Genomic DNA, 18,328 nt, shown 5'->3' on the forward strand with positions numbered 1-18,328 from the left:
AGAGGTCCTCACGTCACATACGGAAGATGCCGAAGCCCGGCTGGGCTTGATCCTTTTGGCCCAGCGGGGCGTTCGCGCACGCGGTCAGGGCCAGTCCCAGCACCTGCCGGGTTTCCATCGGGTCGATGGCCCCGTCGTCCCACAGCCGCGCGGTGGCGTAGTAGGCGTTGCCCTGCTCCTCGTACTGCGCGCGGACCGGGGCCTTGAAGGCCTCCTCGTCCTCGGCCGGCCAGTCCTGGCCCGCGCCCTCGATCTGGTCGCGCTTGACCGTGGCCAGGACGGACGCGGCCTGCTCGCCGCCCATCACCGAGATCTTGGCGTTGGGCCACATCCACAGGAACCGGGGGGAGTACGCCCGCCCGCACATCGAGTAGTTGCCCGCGCCGTATGAGCCGCCGACCACCACCGTCAGCTTCGGCACCCGGGCGCAGGCCACGGCCGTCACCATCTTGGCGCCGTGCTTGGCGATGCCGCCCGCCTCGTAGTCCCGGCCGACCATGAAGCCCGAGATGTTCTGGAGGAAGAGGAGCGGGATGCCGCGCTGGTCGCACAGCTCGATGAAGTGGGCGCCCTTCTGGGCGGATTCGGCGAACAGGATGCCGTTGTTCGCGATGATCCCGACCGGGTGTCCGTGGATCCGGGCGAAGCCGGTGACCAGCGTCTGGCCGAACTCGGACTTGAACTCCTGGAAGCGGGACCCGTCCACGATCCGCGCGATGATCTCGCGGGCGTCGTAGGGGGTGCGCGAGTCGACGGGGACCGCGCCGTACAGCCCGGACGGGTCCACCTTCGGCTCCTCCGGAGCCTCCACCGACCAGGGCAGGGCCCCGCGGTCCGGCAGGGTCGCCACGATGTTCCGTACGATCCGCAGCGCGTGCGCGTCGTCCTCCGCGAGGTGGTCGGTCACGCCGGAGACGCGGGAGTGGACCTCGCCGCCGCCGAGCTCCTCGGCCGTGACCACCTCGCCGGTGGCGGCCTTCACCAGCGGCGGACCGCCGAGGAAGATCGTGCCCTGGTTGCGGACGATGACGGCCTCGTCGCTCATGGCCGGCACGTACGCCCCGCCGGCCGTGCAGGAGCCGAGGACGGCGGCGATCTGCGGGATGCCGGCCCCCGACATGCGCGCCTGGTTGTAGAAGATGCGGCCGAAGTGCTCCCGGTCGGGGAAGACCTCGTCCTGCATGGGGAGGAAGGCGCCGCCCGAGTCGACCAGGTAGAGGCAGGGGAGACGATTCTCCAGTGCCACCTCCTGGGCGCGCAGGTGCTTCTTGACGGTCATCGGGTAGTACGTGCCGCCCTTGACGGTGGCGTCGTTCGCGACGATGACGCATTCGCGGCCGCTGACCCGGCCGATGCCCGCGATGACCCCGGCGGCGGGCGCCGAGCCCCCGTACATCCCCTCGGCGGCCAGGGGGGCCAGCTCCAGGAAGGGGGATCCGGGGTCGAGGAGGGTGTCCACGCGGTCGCGCGGAAGGAGCTTCCCGCGGGCGGTGTGGCGGGCGCGGGCCTTCTCGCCGCCGCCGAGCCGGGCCGCGTCGAGCCGGGCCCGCAGGCCCTCGGTCAGCTCGCGGTGGGCGGCCTCGTTGGTCCGCCAGGCCTCGGACGCCGGGTCCGCGGCGCTCGTCAGCACTGGTGCCTGCTGCATCGGTCGAGCTCCCTTGCTCGTTCCACTTGCTCGGTGCACGCTGTTAATGGTCGTTAACGTGTGTGGGACCTAGGTTAACGAGCGCTAACGGCCCTGTCTAGAATGGTTTCCCATGAGCACCAGAGCGGCCGCCCCCACCCGTCGCGAGCAGATCCTCAGTGAGGCCGCTCGTCTCTTCGCCGCGCGCGGCTTCCACGGAGTCGGCGTCGACGAGATAGGCGCCGCCGTGGGCATCAGCGGCCCCGGCCTGTACCGGCACTTCGCGGGCAAGGACGCCATGCTCGCCGAGCTGCTGGTCGGCATCAGCGAGCGGCTGCTGACGGGCGGCCGCCACCGGGTGGCGCAGGTCGCGGGCGACCCGGCCCGGGTCCTGTCCTCCCTCATCGACGGGCACATCGACTTCGCGCTCGACGACCGGGCGCTGATCACCGTGCACGACCGGGAGCTCGACCGGCTGCGGGAGGCCGACCGCAAGCTCGTACGGCAGCTGCAGCGCCAGTACGTGGAGCTGTGGGTGGAGGTCGTACGGGAACTGCACCCGGAGGTGGCCGAGGCGGAGGTACGGGTCTCCGTGCACGCGGTCTTCGGCCTGCTGAACTCCACCCCGCACCTCGCGGCCCTCGGGCGCGAGGCGACGGAGTCGCTGCTGAGGCGCCTGGCGCACGGGGCGTTCGGGGCGCTGTCGGCCTGACGCGGGGCGTCCGCCGTTCGGAATGGACGGGGCGTGCGGGCCCCGGCGGCGGCAGAATGGCCGTATGCCGAAGCCGATAGAGACGCCCGACCAGTCCGTTGGAACGCCGAGCCGCGCCGAACTCATCGACCACCTGGTCCGCACGCGGATCGCGGGGCAGGTCGCCACTCCGCGCGAGAACAACCTCAGTCACTACCGCAAGCTCGCCAACGGCGACCGGCACTACTGGTTCGGCCTGGAGCTGGGGGACCGCTGGACGGACGAGCAGGACGTGCTCGCGGTGATGGCGGAGCGGTGCGGGGTCGTGGACGACCCCGCCTTCCGGTACGGCCAGGACACCATCGACCCGGAGCTGACCGTGGCCGGCCTGGACCGGATGGCGGCGCGGCTGCGCAAGGCGGCGTCGGACCGGCAGAGCGTGCTGTTCGCCACCGGGCACCCGGGCGGGCTGCTGGACGTCCACCGGGCGACGGCGGCGGCCCTGCGGGCGGCGGGCTGCGAAGTCGTGGTGATCCCGGGCGGGCTGACCGCCGACGAGGGCTCGGTGTGGCAGTTCGCGGACGTCGCGGTACTGGAGCGGGGCGCGACCCTGTGGCACACCCATTCGCCCGAGCCGATGGCCGCGATCCTGGACGCCCTGACGGCCGAGAACCGCCCGCAGCCGGACCTGGTCGTCGCCGACCACGGCTGGGCGGGCTGCGCGGCGCAGCGCGGCCTGGACGCGGTGGGCTACGCGGACTGCAACGACCCGGCCCTCTTCATCGCCGAGGCCGAGGGCACCCTCCAGGTGACGGTCCCCCTGGACGACCACGTCCGCGACCCGCGGTACTACGACCCGCTGGTGGCGTACTTGCTGGCGGCGGCGGGGCTGCTGGGCGCGTAGCGCGGTGGGGCGGCCGGGTGCACGGGTCGCCAGGTGGCGAACCAGCCTCGTCCCGCCCGCGTCGGTCAGTCCCCCGGGGTCGCGGCCGGGCACGGCAGGTGCGCATCCCAGCCGCTGGCGAGGTGGGGGTCGACGTATTCGTCGCGCTCGCCGGGGACGAAGAGGTGGGTGACGGTCGTCGTACCCTTCTTCGGCATAGCAACCAGGGGTCTCAAATTTCTGAGCCAGCCTCTCCGGGCCTGTTTGCTGTCCGATGCTTGCAGCACCCACTGCGTACTTAACGGGCCGCAAATTTCTACGCTTGGAAAATGGGTGCAGGGCGCTTTGCTCGCCGGCAGGGAGACCGGCTGCAGTCGGCCAGGGGAATCCAGGATCGTGACGCACAAAAACTTCGGCGGCCCGCCACCTTGGGTGACGGGCCGCCACAGGACCTCGAAGCTAGCTTGCTTCCTCGCTACTCCTCATACTCAATGAAATCATCGAGGGCTTTCCTGAGCCAACCTCCGATGTCTGTAAACTTTTCCACCACTTCCGTCCCCGGTACGCCAAAGGAATCGATGACAAGAATCCCCGGCTTGTCCAGATCCCAACAGGCAACATCATCGTTGTCCTGACGCCGCGCGAAGGGAAGCAGGCGGAGCTGCGGAAACTGCCCCGCCAGTTGCTCAGACCTCAGCTTGATGAGATCCTCACTCAGAGCCCACCAGGGGTCCAAGCTCAGCAATCCAGCTTCTGCCGCCCTTACGAATACCTCCGGATACCTGAAATTTTCAGGAAGGTCAACGGAGAGGATCCCATCCAATTAATTACCGTCCCAACTGGTTATTTCAGATCCGTACGGATTGGCGTTACGGTACGCCGCTCCCTGCTTCTCGATTCGCGCAGTGACTGCCTCGCCCCAGGTCAGCGGCGACGCCTTCTTTGTGTTGAACCGGCCTATCTCGAGGAACTCTTGAGGTAGCGGTTCATTATAGTCATGAACTCGCGCCTGAACGTCAATACCAACCTTCTTAGCCCCCAGGACTCTTCGGTTGTCAATGGATGTGAGCTTCCCATCCGGCATTCTGACAACGTCAACTGGAGCTCCAGCCCAACCCTTCTCTGCGATGCTATCTACGGTTTGCTTCGCGTTTGTGACGGATTTTTGGCTGAATCTGATCTCCGCTGAAGCGATGGATGCGACACCTGCAGTACCCGCGCCAGCTGTTGCTATCTCGGCCGCCACCTCTGCGCATCCAGCAGGGTTGAACAGGCAGGCTGCGATTATTTCCGGACCCAGTGCCAGGACCACGGGCGCCAGCACTACCGCCGCATCGACGGCCATCGCCCCGTACACCGCAACGCAGATCCATCCGACGCAGCTCTGATTCATTGCCGCGAAATTGGTCGTGCTTGTGGTGCCGCCGATGTAGTACTGCTTTTCTTCGGTGCCATTGCTGCAGGGAATGCCGGCCTGGTAAACGCAAACAGTCTTGCCGCTCGCTTTCGTGGCCGTATTGCCCTTACCCTTGCCGTTTCCTGTGGGCGTCTGCGCCTTTCCGGTGGTTCGGCCTGCCCCGTATCCCTTGGTGTACCTGGTCGCGGCTTCGACAACACTCTGGGGCTTGGACTGGAAACCTTGGTCGCTGTTGTGGCCTTCGAAGTACTTGAGGCCGTCCGGGTCGGAGTAGGTGAAGGGATTGTTGGCGGAGTAGGTGTAGCCGTGGAGTTGCTGCGAGTCCTTGAGGTCCATGATCGGGTCGACGGAGATGAATCGGCCGATCAGGGGGTCGTACTCGCGGGCGCCGATGTGGGTCAGGCCGCTGTCGTTGTCCTTAGTTCCTCCGATGAAGTTCTTCTCGCCGGTCCACGTCGTCGGCTGGGTGCCGCGGGCTTCGCCGAACAGGCCCGTCTTCCGGCGGGTGACCGTCTGGGTCGCGTTGGCGGTGATCTGGGTGGTGCCGGTGTCGTGGTGGTCGGCGAGCGTGAAGGTGAGCTTGCCGCCCGCGCGCACCGCGACGCCGCCGTAGTAGCGGGTCCCGGTGACCGTGCCCGTCTTGTCGAGCTTCAGCTCGTTGCCCGCGGGCAAGTAGAGCGTGGTGGCGTCCTTCTCCTTACGCAGGATGCGGTTGCCGGAGGTGTCGTAGACGTAGGAGCTGGTGGACGCTCCCTGGATTGCCGTCTTCAGGTGTCCTTCGGCGTCCCAGTCGAAGGACTGGATCTCACCCGTGCCGATCTTGCGGGTCTTGGTGTTCCCGGACGCGTCGTAGGTGAAGGTCTCCTCGCTCGGGTCGGTGCCGGTCTGGGTGACCTTGGGCAGGTCGTGCTTGCCGGCGGTCGGCGCCGCGTAGGTGCGGACGGTGTCGGCAGCCGGGCCCGAGGGGGTCTTGTGCTTGGTCTCGGTCTTACGGTTGCCCACCGCGTCGTAGGTGTACGTCGTCCAGTACGGGTCCTCGCCGCCGATGGCGGAAGCCGACGGAGAAGTCGGGCAGGACTCACCCGTGTTGGTCCAGGCCTCGGTGATACGGCGCAGGGCGTCCAGGTTGACGCACTGGGTGTCGGTGGTACGGGCGGCGTCCTGGCCGTAGGCCGAGGCGATGGACGTCAGGTTGCCCACCGGGTCGAACGCGTACCTGGTGTCTTCGATCCGCTTCGGTGCCACATCGCGATCGGTGACCGCGCGAACAAGCGCGCCGGTGTGCTCGTCGTACTCGCTCGACGTGTAGATGCGCTGCTTGGTGGCACCGAGTTCTTGGCGGACGGTGCGGCCGTAGTGGTCGTACGTCATCGCCGTGACCAGGCGGTTGCTGTCGGTGGCCATGCTGTCCAGCAGGCCCGAGACCGACTGGTAGGTGATGCCGACCGTCTCTGCCGGGAGACCACCCATGGCGGGGTGGTCGGTCGCCAGGGGCTGACCGCTGATGTTGTAGGCGTTCGTCCACTTGTAGGTGCCGGCGAGAGCGCCGGTGGTCGGCGTGGACGGGATGGTCACCTGGGTTTCGAGGGGCTGGTAGAGGTCGTTGTAGGCGAGGACTTCCGACGTGTAGGCCTTGCCATCGACGAAGCGCGTGGACTTCGACAGCCGACCCTTGGCAACGGTGTCGTACACCATCGAGGTCAGGGTGGTCTCGCCCTGCTTCGTGCTCACGGGACGGCCGAGCTCGTCATAGTCCGTGTGCAGGGTGACGCCACTGGCGTTGGTGGTGTCGGTGACACGGTCCCCGATGTCGTGAACGGTCTTGACGAGGCCCTTGTCCGGGTCGTTCAGCTCGATCTGGAGGCCGCGGACGTCGTAGGTGTACGTCCACTTGGCGTCGGCGGGGTCGGTGACCTGGGCCAGCCGGCCGAGCCTGTCGTAGGTGTACTTGGTCGACTGCGAGGTCGTCCGCGCCGCGTCGGTGTACTGCTTCTGTTCCACCGGGCGGCCCAGTGTGTCGGTGACCGTGGTCGTCGAAGTGCCACCCGGGGGCGGGACGATCGTGGTGGTGTCACCGGTGTAACTGGTTGTCGTGCGCTTGGTCTCGGTGCCGTTCTTCTTCGAGATCACCGCGGTGGGACGGCCGGCTCCGTCGAATACGGCGTCGGTGGAGGCCGGGTAGTTGAGTTCCTGCCCTGTGACCAGATCAGGCGAAGGCGTGCCGTCGGCGTAGTACGTGCCTGAGGTGCGCCAGGCCAGGCCGCGGGTGTCGTAGAAGGTCTCCGTGATCAGACGGCCGGCCAGGTCGGGGGACTGGGTCTGCGTCTGACGCTCGCGCAGCAGGCCGTCCTGGATGCTGTAGACGGTGGAGTACTCGTAGTCGTGCGTCAGCGTCTTGGAAGTGACGACGTTGGGTCCGTCGTTGCGGACGTTGTACTCGAAGACGCGGCTCGGCAGGTTCGGGTTGGCCTCGATCGTCCAGTTCGGGACCCAGACCTTCGCCACCCGGCCCAATGCGTCGTACGCCGTCGTGGTGACCTTGCCGTTCGCATCGGTCACCTTGGTGGGCTGGGAGTGCAAGGGGTCAAGGACCGAAGTGAGGATGTGCCCCTTCGCGTTCGTCACCGTCGTCAAGACCGGTACCTCGCCTGTGGCCGGCGTGTAGGAGGTGGCAGAAACCTTTCCGTACGGATCCGCCGAGGCGAGCGCCCGGCCGTACATGTCGTAGCAGAGCTCGTTCTTGGCGGCGCCGCAGGTGCTGGGGACGGAGGACTGGGTGTCGTAGCCGTCGCCCTTGCCGTTGATCTTCTCGGTCTTGGTGACCAGGCCCTGGCCGGGGACGGTGCCGAGCACGCCGTTGTCGAAGTAGGTGCGGGTGTCGCTGATGACGTCGGCCGGGCCCCTGTCGGTGGTTGCGCAGGGCAGGGCGACGGTCTCGTTGCGGCTCTGCCGGTCCAGGATCCACGTGGCGGTGTTGCGTGCGTAGGTGGTCCTGGTGCAGGACTCGTCGCCGGTCTTGGCCGTGTCGCCCGTGCTCGACTCCCAGTCGACCATGCCGTATTCGTCGAAGTGACGGTTGGTCTCGGTCGTGCGGGTACCACCAGTGACGGTGGTGCGGGTCGACTCCTTCTCGACGTTCGTCTTGTAGGCGACGAGGTCGGGCAGGCCGGGGCGGGTCCGCGTGGCTACCTTGTCCGAGCGCCGGGGGGTGCTGGACGAGGCAGTCACGAGCTTGGTCGTGTCATCGCCTTCGTACGTAGCGGATTCCCGGACCATGCCGGCGAACTCGGGGCGGTCGGTGACCGCCGCCCCCGTGCCGTCCTTGACCTCCTTGCCGTCGAGGCCCCGGAAGTAGCGGGTCTGCGACAGCATCTTCGGGTCACTGGCCGCACCGGTGCGGGTCTGAACCACTTCATAGCCGCGTGGGACGGAGTGGACGCGGTCCTCGGCCTTGGTGAACTCGCTGGTGTCCTTGTCCCAGGCCGCTCCGCCGACATAGGTGTACGAGGTCACCTTGTCGGGCGTCGAAGCGAGGTTGTCGCCCTCGACGATCTGGGTGACGACATAGGTGTTGAACCAGTCGAGTTTAGAGTCCTCGCCTTCCCACACCCACTTGACCGGGTAGCAGCGCTTGGCGTTCGTTGCGTCCGCTGCGGGAAGCGTGGTGGGGGTGCAGTCCTGCTGGGAGTAGGTGACACCGATGGTGCCGCCGGTCTCGGTGTTGACCTGGGACATCCGCAGTCGGACGTAGGGAGCCAGACCGTCCCCGGTCTTGTCCACCCGGTTGGGCCGCTGCTCACCCGTGAAGGTGACGGGAGGGAGCGGGACATCCGTGGCGGCGCCCGCCTTGCCGGTGCGGGCGATGGACTTCAGCCACATCGGGGTGGAGATGCCGTCGCCCGCCGGGGGGAAGTTCTGGTCCAGGGTCCAGGAGTCGACGTCCTGGTACGCGCCGGCGGTGAGGATCTTCGTGTTGATCCCCGTCAGGCGCATCCGCGACCAGAACGTCGGCGAGTACTGGCCCTTGCACTCCGTGGACCCGTCCTTGCAGAACAGGTCGTACGGTGAGTCCGGCCAGTTCTTGGCGTTGGCCTCGTCGAAGGTGCCACAGTTGGTGAGGCAGCGCTCGCTGACGTCGAACTTCACCTGGGCCATGGCCTTGCCGGTGTAGACCGTGTCGGAGCGCAGCCCGTAGTCGATGTGGTCGAGCCAGCCGCCGCGGACGTACGGCGTGACCGTGCCCTTGCCGGTGGTCTCCGAGACGTTACGGGTGTAATTGTTGGTCTCGGTCTTCCAGTAGTACGCCATCGCGTCGCCACCGGGGGCGACGACGTAGTCGAGCTGCCAGCGCCAGGCCTGCTGGCACCAAGCGCTCGCGAACGAGGCGTTGTAGCAGGGCTCACCGGCCTGGTTGCCGAAGACGGGAGCGGTCCAGGCCGAGTTCGTCGTCGGGGTGGACGCGTCCTTCCAGCCCGGCAGGCGGTTCAGACCGAAGAAGTACTGGGTACCGTCGGTCGTGGTGATCTTCCAGTGCTCGCCGTCGTTGTCGCCGTTTGCGGCGCCGGTGAGCTTCTCGACCTTCTCGCCCGAGTCCGTGGCCGGGTGCCAGCCCTTGGCCTGCTCGTAGACGAGCTCCGTCGACTTGCCGCCCAGCGACATCGTGGCGTTGTCGTTGTACCAGCACTGGTCGCCGACCTTGGCCGTATTGGTGCCACCGGTCTTGTCGTCGTTGCAGGGCTTGTACTTGCGCTCGATGAAACCGGGCTCCCAGTTCCAGCCGTCACCGATCCACGAGCCCTGGCTGTTGGACGTACCCGTGCGGCCGTCGACCGACTGGGAGTTGTAGCCGAGCGAGATCTTCGGGGCCAGCCGACCTGGCACGGAGGGCGTCGCGACCCCGTAGGACCAGGAGAAGGCGCCCGTTGATCCGCCTGAGCTCCAGGAACCGGAAGCGTCGAGGGAGGTCGCCTTGTAGTCACCCGTAGGACCCGCGTCGCCCGCCGTCGCGGCCAGGACGGTCGCGCCGCCCGAAGCAGCCGGGGCCGACATGGAAGACACACCCGAGGACTTGGCCGAGGGAGCCGTGGCCGCGCCCGGCGTCGCCACCTGGGCCGAAAGCTTGCCCGTGCGCGTGTCGTTGTGCGTCTGCAGCGGCTTCTGCGTACGGCACTCCGAACGATCCGGGGTCGTCAGCGCGCACGCCGGAAGCTCCACCAGGCGCAGCCGGGAGGCGTAGTCGCCGCCGTAGGCGCCCCGGAAGGAGTTGTAGTCCACCTCGACCTTGGCCGCCGCGGACTGCGCGGCGCCGTCCGAGCGGCCCACCGACAGCAGGACACCGTCGACGCCGGCCTTGCGCGCCGCGTCCTTGCCGGTGACGGAGACCTTCACCTTCGACGGCGCTTCGGCCGCCTTGCCCGGCGCGACGTAGACCGCGACCGGGAGCTTGCCCGCCTGCTGCGAGCCCGAGCCGACGGTCGGTCCCTGAGCGGCGCCCGTCAGGAACGACTTCGAGACCGGACCCGAAGCCGGAGCCAGGTCCACCTCCGCCGAACCGGCTGCCGGCCAGGACACCTTCGGCGCCTTCCACGGAGTAGCACCCGCGTCATCGGCCTTCTTCGCCCCGCCTGCGCGGACCGGCTTGACCGGTACCGCCTTCGGCTGTTTGAGCTCCGGCAGCGACGGCTTGGATTTGCTGTCCGCTACGGCAATCGCACTGGGCAGTAGGCCCGAGAGGACCGCTGCGGCCAACGCCACAGAAAGTCCTCGCATACGAAATTTTCTCACACCCCACCCCATGCTTCTAGAAAGATTTAGGGCGCAGACTAACAGGTGGAATTCGCCAATCCGGTTTCCCGGAATGCGCTTCAAGTGGACCAAGTGGATCTAGTGGATCAAATGGGGTGACGCGCATGTGATCCGCGTGAAAATCGCAGGTCAAGGTGGCTGGTGTCGAGATTCTGAGTAGAGTCGCCCAGGGATATCGGACAGATGGAGTTTGAGTGAGAAGAAAAGAGGCCCAACCCGGCGCGCCGGGTGGGCGGGGGATTTCGCGAGTCATTTCGATGGCTCTGGTAACCGGAATTGCTGCTACCGGATTGACTGTGATGCAGCCGGTGGCGACGGCGGTCGCCGCTACCGATCCGGTCGCCAAGGGTTCGATGACCGCAGAGGACTTCGCGCTCGCCAAGGCGAAGGAAACCGGTCAGCCCTACGAGCTGACGTCCGCGAGGACCGAGACCTCGGACACCTGGGCGTTGCCGACGGGCAAGTGGTCGGTCAGGCAGCACGGGACGACGGTGCGCGTCCGGCGTGCCGGCGGGTGGGTCGCGACCGACCCGACGCTGCAGTTCGCGGCGGACGGCAAGGTGAAGCCGAAGGCCTCGGCCGTGTCGATCGCCTTCTCGGGCGGTGGCACCGGTCCGCTGCTGTCAGGGGCGAAGGACGGGCGGACCCTGTCGCTGACGTGGCCCACGGCGCTCCCGAAGCCGACGCTCGCCGCGAACGTGGCGACGTACCCGAACGTACTGCCCGACGTGGACCTGCAGCTCAAGGCCGAGGTCGAGGGCTTCTCCCAGCTGCTGGTGGTCAAGACCGCCGCCGCGGCGAAGCATCCCGACCTCGCGATGCTGAAGTTCAAGCTCGACACCGTGGGCCTGAACGTCTCCAGGGATGCGACGACGGGCCTGCTGACCGCGGTCAACCCGGCCGGCGAAGTCGTCTTCACCTCTCCGACGCCGGTGATGTGGGACTCCACGACTACTGGGGGCGCTTCTCAGACGCCCGCGGGTGCGGGAATGCTCAGCGCCGGTTCGGCGACGGAGACCGTCCCCTCGGATGCCTTCGTGACGCCGTCCGGGGCCAAGAACGCCCAGATGCCCACCACCGTCACGGGCGGCAGTCTGGAGATCAAGCCCGACCAGGCCCTCCTCACGAGCGCGGAGACGAAGTACCCCGTCTACATCGACCCGTCGGTGGCCTGGGGTGCGCGGCAGAACTGGTCGTGGGTCTACCGCACGTGGAGCACCAACTCCTACTGGAACACCAAGGAGGACGTGCGGGTCGGGTACGAGGCCGACACGAACGGGCTCTCGCGGGCCTACTTCCAGCTCGACACCTCAGGCGTCAAGGGCGCCCAGGTGTCGAAGGCGACGTTCCGGATCAAGGAGACCTGGGCCTGGTCCTGCACCAAGACCCCGGTGGAGCTGTGGAGCACCGGTCCCATCTCGCGCGATACGACGTGGGACCGCCAGCCCGGCAAGGCGGGCGGCACTCTGCAGGACATCGTCAGGGAAGCCAAGGGGCGCCCCGCGTGCGGGGCCGGCAACCTCGAGTTCAACGCCACTGAGGCCGTGCAGAAGTCCGCGTCCCACCACTGGTCGAGCGTGACCCTGGGCCTGTTCGCGTCGAACGAGAGCGACGAGTACCAGTGGAAGCGTTTCGACGCGAAGACGATGACGCTGGAGATCGAGTACAACAACCCGCCCGACACGCCGTCCAACCCGGGCACCTCGCCCTGGGTGCCGTGCGTTCAGGGCGGCTCGATCGGCAACACCACCATCGGCCTCAACGCGACGATCTCCGACCGTGACTCGGGGAACCTGAGCACCGAGTTCCAGATCTTCAAGGACGGTCAGAGCACCCCCGCCGTCAGCCAGTCGATCCCGGCCAACAACGGCAAGGTCGCCACGTGGCAAGTCCCCGACGGTTCCCTCCCCAACGGGGCCTACACCTGGAAGGCGCGCACCACCGACCAGGACGGTGCCCAGTCGGCCTGGTCCGAGACGTGCAAGTTCACGGTGGACCGCAACCGGCCGACGGAGGCGCCGAAGATCACCTCGACCGTCTTCCCCGACGGCAGGAACGGGTGGCCGGACGGCACCGGCACGGCCCGCCAGTCCGGGGACTTCGTCCTGTCGGCGAACGGTGTCACGGACGTCACCTGGTACGGCTATTACACCGACTGGGACCCGCAGGTGAGGAGCACCGTCGTCGACGCCGGGGCTTCGTTCACCGCGAAGCTCACCCCGCCCGGCGCGGGCCCGCACTTCGTCTACGCCTTCAGCCAGGACGCTGCCGGGAACCGGTCCGACACCACCGCGTACCAGTTCTACGCGGCCCGCACGGAGGAGGCCGACGGGCCGCACGACCTCAACGGGGACGGCATCCGCGACATCTGGAGCAACGATCTCTTCGGCAGTCTCCTGACCTACACCGGCCAGGGCGACTCAAAGTTCTCCGCGTCGGTCAGCTCCGCCAAGTCCTTCGCCGGGTCCCAGGTTGCCACGCTGGGTGACTGGAACGGTGATGGATACAACGACATGCTCAGTCTTGAGCAGCGGTCCGGCATGGATCACAAGACGCTGTGGGTCTACAAGAACAAGGACGGCCAGGGCGCCGTTGGCAACCCCACCGAGGTGAAGGCGAGGGGGACCGAGGCCGGGTACTGGTCCGACGCCGACCAGATCATCGCCCCCGGCAACCTCGGCGGCAACGAACTCCCGGACATCCTCGTCAAGCGGAAGGATGAGCTCTGGGCCTACATCAGCACCTTCAGCGGCGGCCTGCCGAAGCCGGTGCTCGTCGGTAGCGGCGACTGGGGCAAGTACACGGTCATCGCCCCCGGAGACCTCAACGGCGACACGGTCCCCGACCTGTTGCTGAGGGAGAACGCCACGGGCGGCATCCTGCACACCTACGGGAAGGAGAGCCTGGACGAGAACCAGGCGGTCGACTTCGCCACTTGGGGCACCCTGACCCGCACCAAGGTGCACTCCGGCGTCGCTCAGGCGAGCCATCCGCAGGTCGGCTCGTCCGGTGACCTCACCGGCGACAGGGTCCCCGACCTGTGGGCCCGTCAGGCCGACAACACCGTGGTCGGCTGGCCGGGCAAGCTCGCCGCCGACGGCAAGACCGTGAGCTCCTTCGGCTCGCAGTTCAAGATCGACGGCGTGCCCGGTGCGCGGATTCCCTCCGGCACCACACTGGCTTCCGGGCAGGAGTTCGCCAGCGGCAATGCCAAGCTGCGGATGCAGTCGGACGGCAACCTCGTCCTGCTGAGCAAGGACGACAAGCCGCTCTGGGCCACCGGGACCAACAACAAGCCGGGCGCCACGGCCCGCATGCAGAGCGACGGCAACTTCGTAGTCTACGCGGCCGACGGCAAGACCGCCCTGTGGAGCACCAAGACCAGTACTCCGTACTCGTACGCGGTGCTCCATCCCCGGGGAGTGCTCGTCCTCTACAACGCCTCCGGGCAGAGCCTGTGGACCAGCGGCAGCCAGAGCCGGCCGGACTACAACGGCGACGGCTACACGGACGTGGCGGTCCGCGACGTCAACGGTCACCTCTGGATCCATCCCGGCACCGGCGCTCCGGGCACGAGCACACTCGGCAGCCGGTACAAGGCAGGCGACGGCTGGTGGCGCGATTACTGGACGAACGTGTACTCCACCGACCTCAACAACGACGGATACACCGACATCGTCGGGCGCGACCACCACGGGAACCTGTATCTCTACCCGGGCACCGGCAGGACCGGAACCGAAACGGTCGGCACCCCTGTTCTGATCGGCGACGGCTGGAACACCTACGTCGACCTCGGCTTCGGGGACATCAACGGCGATGGCCGCACCGACGTCATGGGCCGTGACAGCGGCGGCAAGTTGTGGGTCTACCCCCACAACGGCGGCACCGGCACCCAGGCCCTCGACGGCCGGGCCTTCCTCGGTGACGGCTGGTGGACCGCCGACTGGCGCACCCTGCGGTTCGCCGACCTCAACAACGACTACAAGATCGACATCCTGGCGCAGCGCGAGAACGGCAAGCTGTACCTCTACCCGAACAACACCGGTGGCAACGGGGCCATCAGCTTCGGCAGCCCCAACGTCATCGGCGAGGGCTGGTGGGTCGGCGAATGGACCCCGTTCGCAGCCGACCTCAACAGTGACGGCGCACCGGAGCAAGTCGGCGTGACCCGTACCGGGGAGCTCTTCGACTTCCTCAGCATCGGCCGAACCCTGATCGGTAACGGCTGGTCCGGAATCGACGTCGTCCTCTGACCCGGACCGAACAGTAAGACCGAACAGAGAGAGGGGGGTGAGGTCCCGCGGGGACCTCACCCCCCTCCGTCATGCCAGGGGCCTGCGTTGCACGTCAGGGGCCTACGGTGACCTTGTCCTGGTCAACCGGACGGGGTGCCGGGCCCGGGCCCGAGTCCGTGCCCCGCCCCGGTTCCGCGGCCGAAGCCCCCCGCTCCGAGCCGGAGGCGTGTCCGGGGCCCCCGCGGCGGCTGCCCAGGTCCTTCAGGCGCATGGCGGGGCCCTCCACGCAGTGCCACGACAGCATCGCCAGCACCACGGTCACCGCGAGGCTCAGGCCGAGGTAGGGCAGCAGGCCCCAGCGGGCGAAGCCCAGGATGACCAGTGCCTGTTCGACCACGAAGCCGTAGATGTAGATGCCGTACGAGTAGTCGTGGCGGGCGCCGATCCGGCGGAAGGGGGCCGGGAGGCGGATCGCCAGCCACACCAGGAAGTACGCGAAGGCCGGCAGGCCGACGACGAACAGGAACCCGAAGCGTGCGCTGACCAGCAGCGCCAGGAGCGACGCGATGCCGAGCACGTCACTCACCGGGATCCGCTCGCGGTACAGCTCGATGACCGCACCCAGCGCGAACGCGAACCCGAGGTAGATGACCAGAACCGGGTTCGTGAAGCCCAGCACCGGCAGGTCGACCGGGTGGAAGTAGGAGGACTCGAAGGCTCCGGCCCAGAACCGGTCGCCCACGGCCTGCCGGATGACGAGCCAGCCGAGGAGGCACGTGATCAGCAGCACGGCGCGCCGGGCGCGCGCGAGGACGCCCGTCACGGCCAGGACCGCCACGCCCGCGTAGCAGAGGACTTCGTAGTACAGCGACCACAGCGCGCCGTCGATGCTGCGGTCGTACGCGGCGCCCTTGGCCACCGCGTCGGCCATCACGCCGGACACGTCGTTCTGGTTGAGCTGGATCGCCCCGTTCGAGCGCAGGTATTCCACCGGCCCCCAGGCCCGCTCCAGAAAACCGTCCAGGGTCCCGTGCAAATTCCAGTACAGGGCCGGAGCCGCGACGAATGCCGTCAGGAAAAGGCACGCCCACAATCCGGGCAGCAGGCGCAGTGCCCGGTGCCACAGAAAGCGCCCCAGCCCCAGGCGTATCCCGCTGCGCGTGACGAGGATTCCCGAAAGGACGAAGAAGCCGTAGACGGACCACTTTCCGAGGTCGGCCTGGCCCTGTGTGAAAGAGTGGCCGAATTCGGTCCGGCCGAATCCCAGCACGCGGGCATGGGAGACGACCACGGCCGTCGCGAGAATCAGCCGGATGAAACCCATGCTGTTGTTCCGGCCGGTCAGCAGTTCCGCAACGGTGCCGTGAGACCACCGCGCCTGCCACCGAGAAGTGCGGGTATCCACGTACGACGCCTATCCCTGGTTCTGGTCAACCGCCAAAGGCTGCCGGGCGTAGCCGCTCGATGTCCAACCCACTCTGCCCGGAGTGGCGCACGTCACTCACTCCGATGTGCAGCTGCACATCCGGCGGCTGCACATCCGGCGGCTCCGCCGGAGGCGTCACGCGCGCGGGACGCGGACGACGCCCTCCTGGATGACCGTCACGGCCAGCCGGCCGTCCTGGGTCCAGATCCGGGCCTGGCCGAGGCCGCGGCCGGCGGCCGCCGAAGGGGACTCCTGGTCGTACAGGAGCCACTCGTCCGCGCGGAACGGCCGGTGGAACCACATGGCGTGGTCCAGCGAGGCGCCGACCACGTCGCCCACCGCCCAGCCGCCCCGGCCGTGCGCGAGCAGCACCGAGTCCAGCAGGGTCATGTCGGAGACGTAGGTGGCCAGGCAGGTGTGCAGCAGCGGATCGGCGCTGTCCAGCTTGCCGGCCGTACGGAACCACACCTGCGAGCGCGGCTCGACCGGTTCGCCGATGCTGCCCCAGGGCGGGGTCGTGGCGTACCGCAGGTCCACCGCCTCCCGGGTCTCGATCAGCCGCTCCACCGTGCCCGGGTCGCGGAAGATGTCCCGGTACGCGGGCAGCGACTCGGCCGCGGTGGGCAGGGTCTCCGGGTCCGGGGCCGCGGGCATCGAGACCTGGTGGTCGAGGCCGTCCTCGTACACCTGGAACGACGCGGAGAGGTGGAAGATCGGCTGCCCGTGCTGGACGGCGACGACCCGGCGCGTGGTGAAGGAGCGCCCGTCGCGGATCCGGTCCACCGAGTACACGATGGGCGCGCCGGTGTCCCCGGTGCGCAGGAAGTACGAGTGCAGCGAGTGCGCGGTGCGGTCCGCGGGGACGGTCCGGCCGGCCGCGACGAGGGCCTGGGCCGCGACCTGGCCGCCGAAGACACGCGGTACCAGCGAAGGCCGGCTGGTACCGCGGAAGATGTTCTCCTCGATCTGCTCCAGGTCGAGCAGATCGAGGAGCGTCGTCAGTGCCTCGTTCATGGGGGAAGGGTAGGTGCCCGAATCCCTTACAGGCCCATGGACTTGGCGATGATGGACTTCATGACCTCGCTGGTGCCGCCGTAGATGCGGTTCACGCGGTTGTCGGCGTACAGACGAGCGATCGGGTACTCGTTCATGTAGCCGTAGCCGCCGTGCAGCTGGAGGCACTTGTCGATGACGCGGTGCGCGACCTCGGTGCAGAAGAGCTTCGCGGAGGCGGCCTCGGCCGCGGTCAGCTCACCGGCGTCCAGGGCCTCCAGGGCGCGGTCGGCGACGGCCTCGGCGGCGTCCACCTCGGCCTGGCAGGCGGCCAGTTCGAACTTGGTGTTCTGGAAGTGCGCGACGGGCTTGCCGAAGACGGTGCGCTCCGTGACGTACTGCTGGGCGAACCGGATGGCGGCCTTGGCCTGCGCGTACGCGCCGAAGGCGATGCCCCAGCGCTCGGAGGGCAGGTTGGCGCCGAGGTAGTAGAAGCCCTTGTTCTCCTCGCCGAGCAGGTCCTCGACCGGGACCTTCACGTCGACGAACGCCAGCTCGGCGGTGTCGGAGGTGCGCAGGCCCAGCTTGTCCAGCTTGCGGCCGATGGAGTAGCCCTCGGACTTGGTGTCCACGGCGAACAGGGAGATGCCGAAGCGGCGGTCCTGCTCGCTGGGGGCGGAGGTGCGGGCGCAGACGATCACGCGGTCGGCGTGGACGCCACCGGTGATGAAGGTCTTGGAGCCGTTGAGGACGTAGTGCGTGCCGTCCTCGGAGAGCTTGGCGGTGGTCTTCATGCCCGCGACGTCGGAGCCGGTGCCCGGCTCGGTCATCGCCAGGGCCCACATCTCCTCGCCGGAGACGAACTTCGGGAGGTAGCGCTTCTTCTGCTCGATGTCGGCGAGCATCTTGATGTAGGGGAGGGCGAGCAGCACGTGCACGCCGGAGCCGCCGAAGTTCACGCCCGCGCGCGAGGTCTCTTCGTAGAGCACGGCCTCGAACTTGTGCGTGTCCAGGCCCGCGCCGCCGAACTCCTCGGGGACGTTGATCCCGAAGACGCCGAGCTCGCCGAGCTTGTAGTAGAAGTCGCGCGGCGCCTGGCCGGCGGCGAACCACTCGTCGTAGACGGGGACGACCTCGGCCTCGATGAAGGCGCGGATGGTCTCGCGGAACGCCTCGTGGTCTTCGTTGAACACCGTACGGCGCACGGCCGGCTCCCTTCGTCGCGGCGGTCCGCCGCCCTGATCTAAGCGCTTG

Annotated in this window: 10 protein-coding genes; 3 read left to right on the forward strand and 7 right to left on the reverse strand. The window is 67.9% G+C overall.

Features of this window, described 5'->3' with window-relative positions:
• Positions 1-13: 13 nt before the first annotated feature.
• The gene (locus OG534_RS23615) at positions 14-1,645 is read right to left on the reverse strand and encodes a carboxyl transferase domain-containing protein (RefSeq protein ID WP_326590480.1); all 1,632 of its coding nucleotides are present in this window, start codon (positions 1,643-1,645) and stop codon (positions 14-16) included.
• 112 nt (positions 1,646-1,757) lie between these two features.
• Between OG534_RS23615 and OG534_RS23620 the strand changes: the two genes are divergently transcribed.
• The gene (locus OG534_RS23620) at positions 1,758-2,336 is read left to right on the forward strand and encodes an SACE_7040 family transcriptional regulator (protein ID WP_326590482.1); all 579 of its coding nucleotides are present in this window, start codon (positions 1,758-1,760) and stop codon (positions 2,334-2,336) included.
• Between the two features lie 64 nt (positions 2,337-2,400).
• On the forward strand, positions 2,401-3,219 hold the full coding sequence (locus OG534_RS23625) for a phosphatase (RefSeq protein WP_326590483.1): 819 nt from the start codon (positions 2,401-2,403) through the stop codon (positions 3,217-3,219).
• 65 nt (positions 3,220-3,284) lie between these two features.
• Here the strand turns inward: OG534_RS23625 and OG534_RS23630 are convergent, their stop codons facing one another.
• The 3 genes from OG534_RS23630 to OG534_RS23640 all read right to left on the reverse strand — a co-directional run bounded on the left by OG534_RS23630 (position 3,285) and on the right by OG534_RS23640 (position 10,186).
• Positions 3,285-3,416, reverse strand: a complete 132-nt coding sequence (locus OG534_RS23630) for a hypothetical protein (RefSeq protein ID WP_326590484.1) — start codon at positions 3,414-3,416, stop codon at positions 3,285-3,287.
• Positions 3,417-3,673: 257 nt separating this feature from the next.
• The gene (locus tag OG534_RS23635) at positions 3,674-4,021 is read right to left on the reverse strand and encodes a hypothetical protein (protein WP_326590485.1); all 348 of its coding nucleotides are present in this window, start codon (positions 4,019-4,021) and stop codon (positions 3,674-3,676) included.
• Positions 4,022-10,186: an RHS repeat-associated core domain-containing protein gene (locus OG534_RS23640; protein WP_326590486.1), complete on the reverse strand. Its 6,165-nt coding sequence runs from the start codon at positions 10,184-10,186 to the stop codon at positions 4,022-4,024.
• A gap of 533 nt (positions 10,187-10,719) precedes the next feature.
• On the opposite strand from OG534_RS23640, the gene OG534_RS23645 reads away from it, so the two are divergent.
• On the forward strand, positions 10,720-14,673 hold the full coding sequence (locus tag OG534_RS23645) for an FG-GAP-like repeat-containing protein (protein WP_326593781.1): 3,954 nt from the start codon (positions 10,720-10,722) through the stop codon (positions 14,671-14,673).
• 94 nt (positions 14,674-14,767) lie between these two features.
• Here the strand turns inward: OG534_RS23645 and OG534_RS23650 are convergent, their stop codons facing one another.
• From OG534_RS23650 to OG534_RS23660, 3 genes are all read right to left on the reverse strand, one after another.
• Positions 14,768-15,979, reverse strand: a complete 1,212-nt coding sequence (locus tag OG534_RS23650; RefSeq protein ID WP_326590487.1) for an acyltransferase family protein — start codon at positions 15,977-15,979, stop codon at positions 14,768-14,770.
• Between the two features lie 237 nt (positions 15,980-16,216).
• A complete protein-coding gene (locus OG534_RS23655) occupies positions 16,217-17,095 on the reverse strand; it encodes an acyl-CoA thioesterase (RefSeq protein ID WP_326590488.1) in 879 nt (292 codons plus the stop codon).
• A 26-nt stretch (positions 17,096-17,121) separates the two neighbouring features.
• A complete protein-coding gene (locus OG534_RS23660; protein WP_326590490.1) occupies positions 17,122-18,279 on the reverse strand; it encodes an acyl-CoA dehydrogenase family protein in 1,158 nt (385 codons plus the stop codon).
• Between the last annotated feature and the right edge of the window lie 49 nt (positions 18,280-18,328).

Source organism: Streptomyces sp. NBC_01294 (genome assembly GCF_035917235.1).
GTDB classification, from domain to species: Bacteria; Actinomycetota; Actinomycetes; order Streptomycetales; family Streptomycetaceae; genus Streptomyces; species Streptomyces caledonius.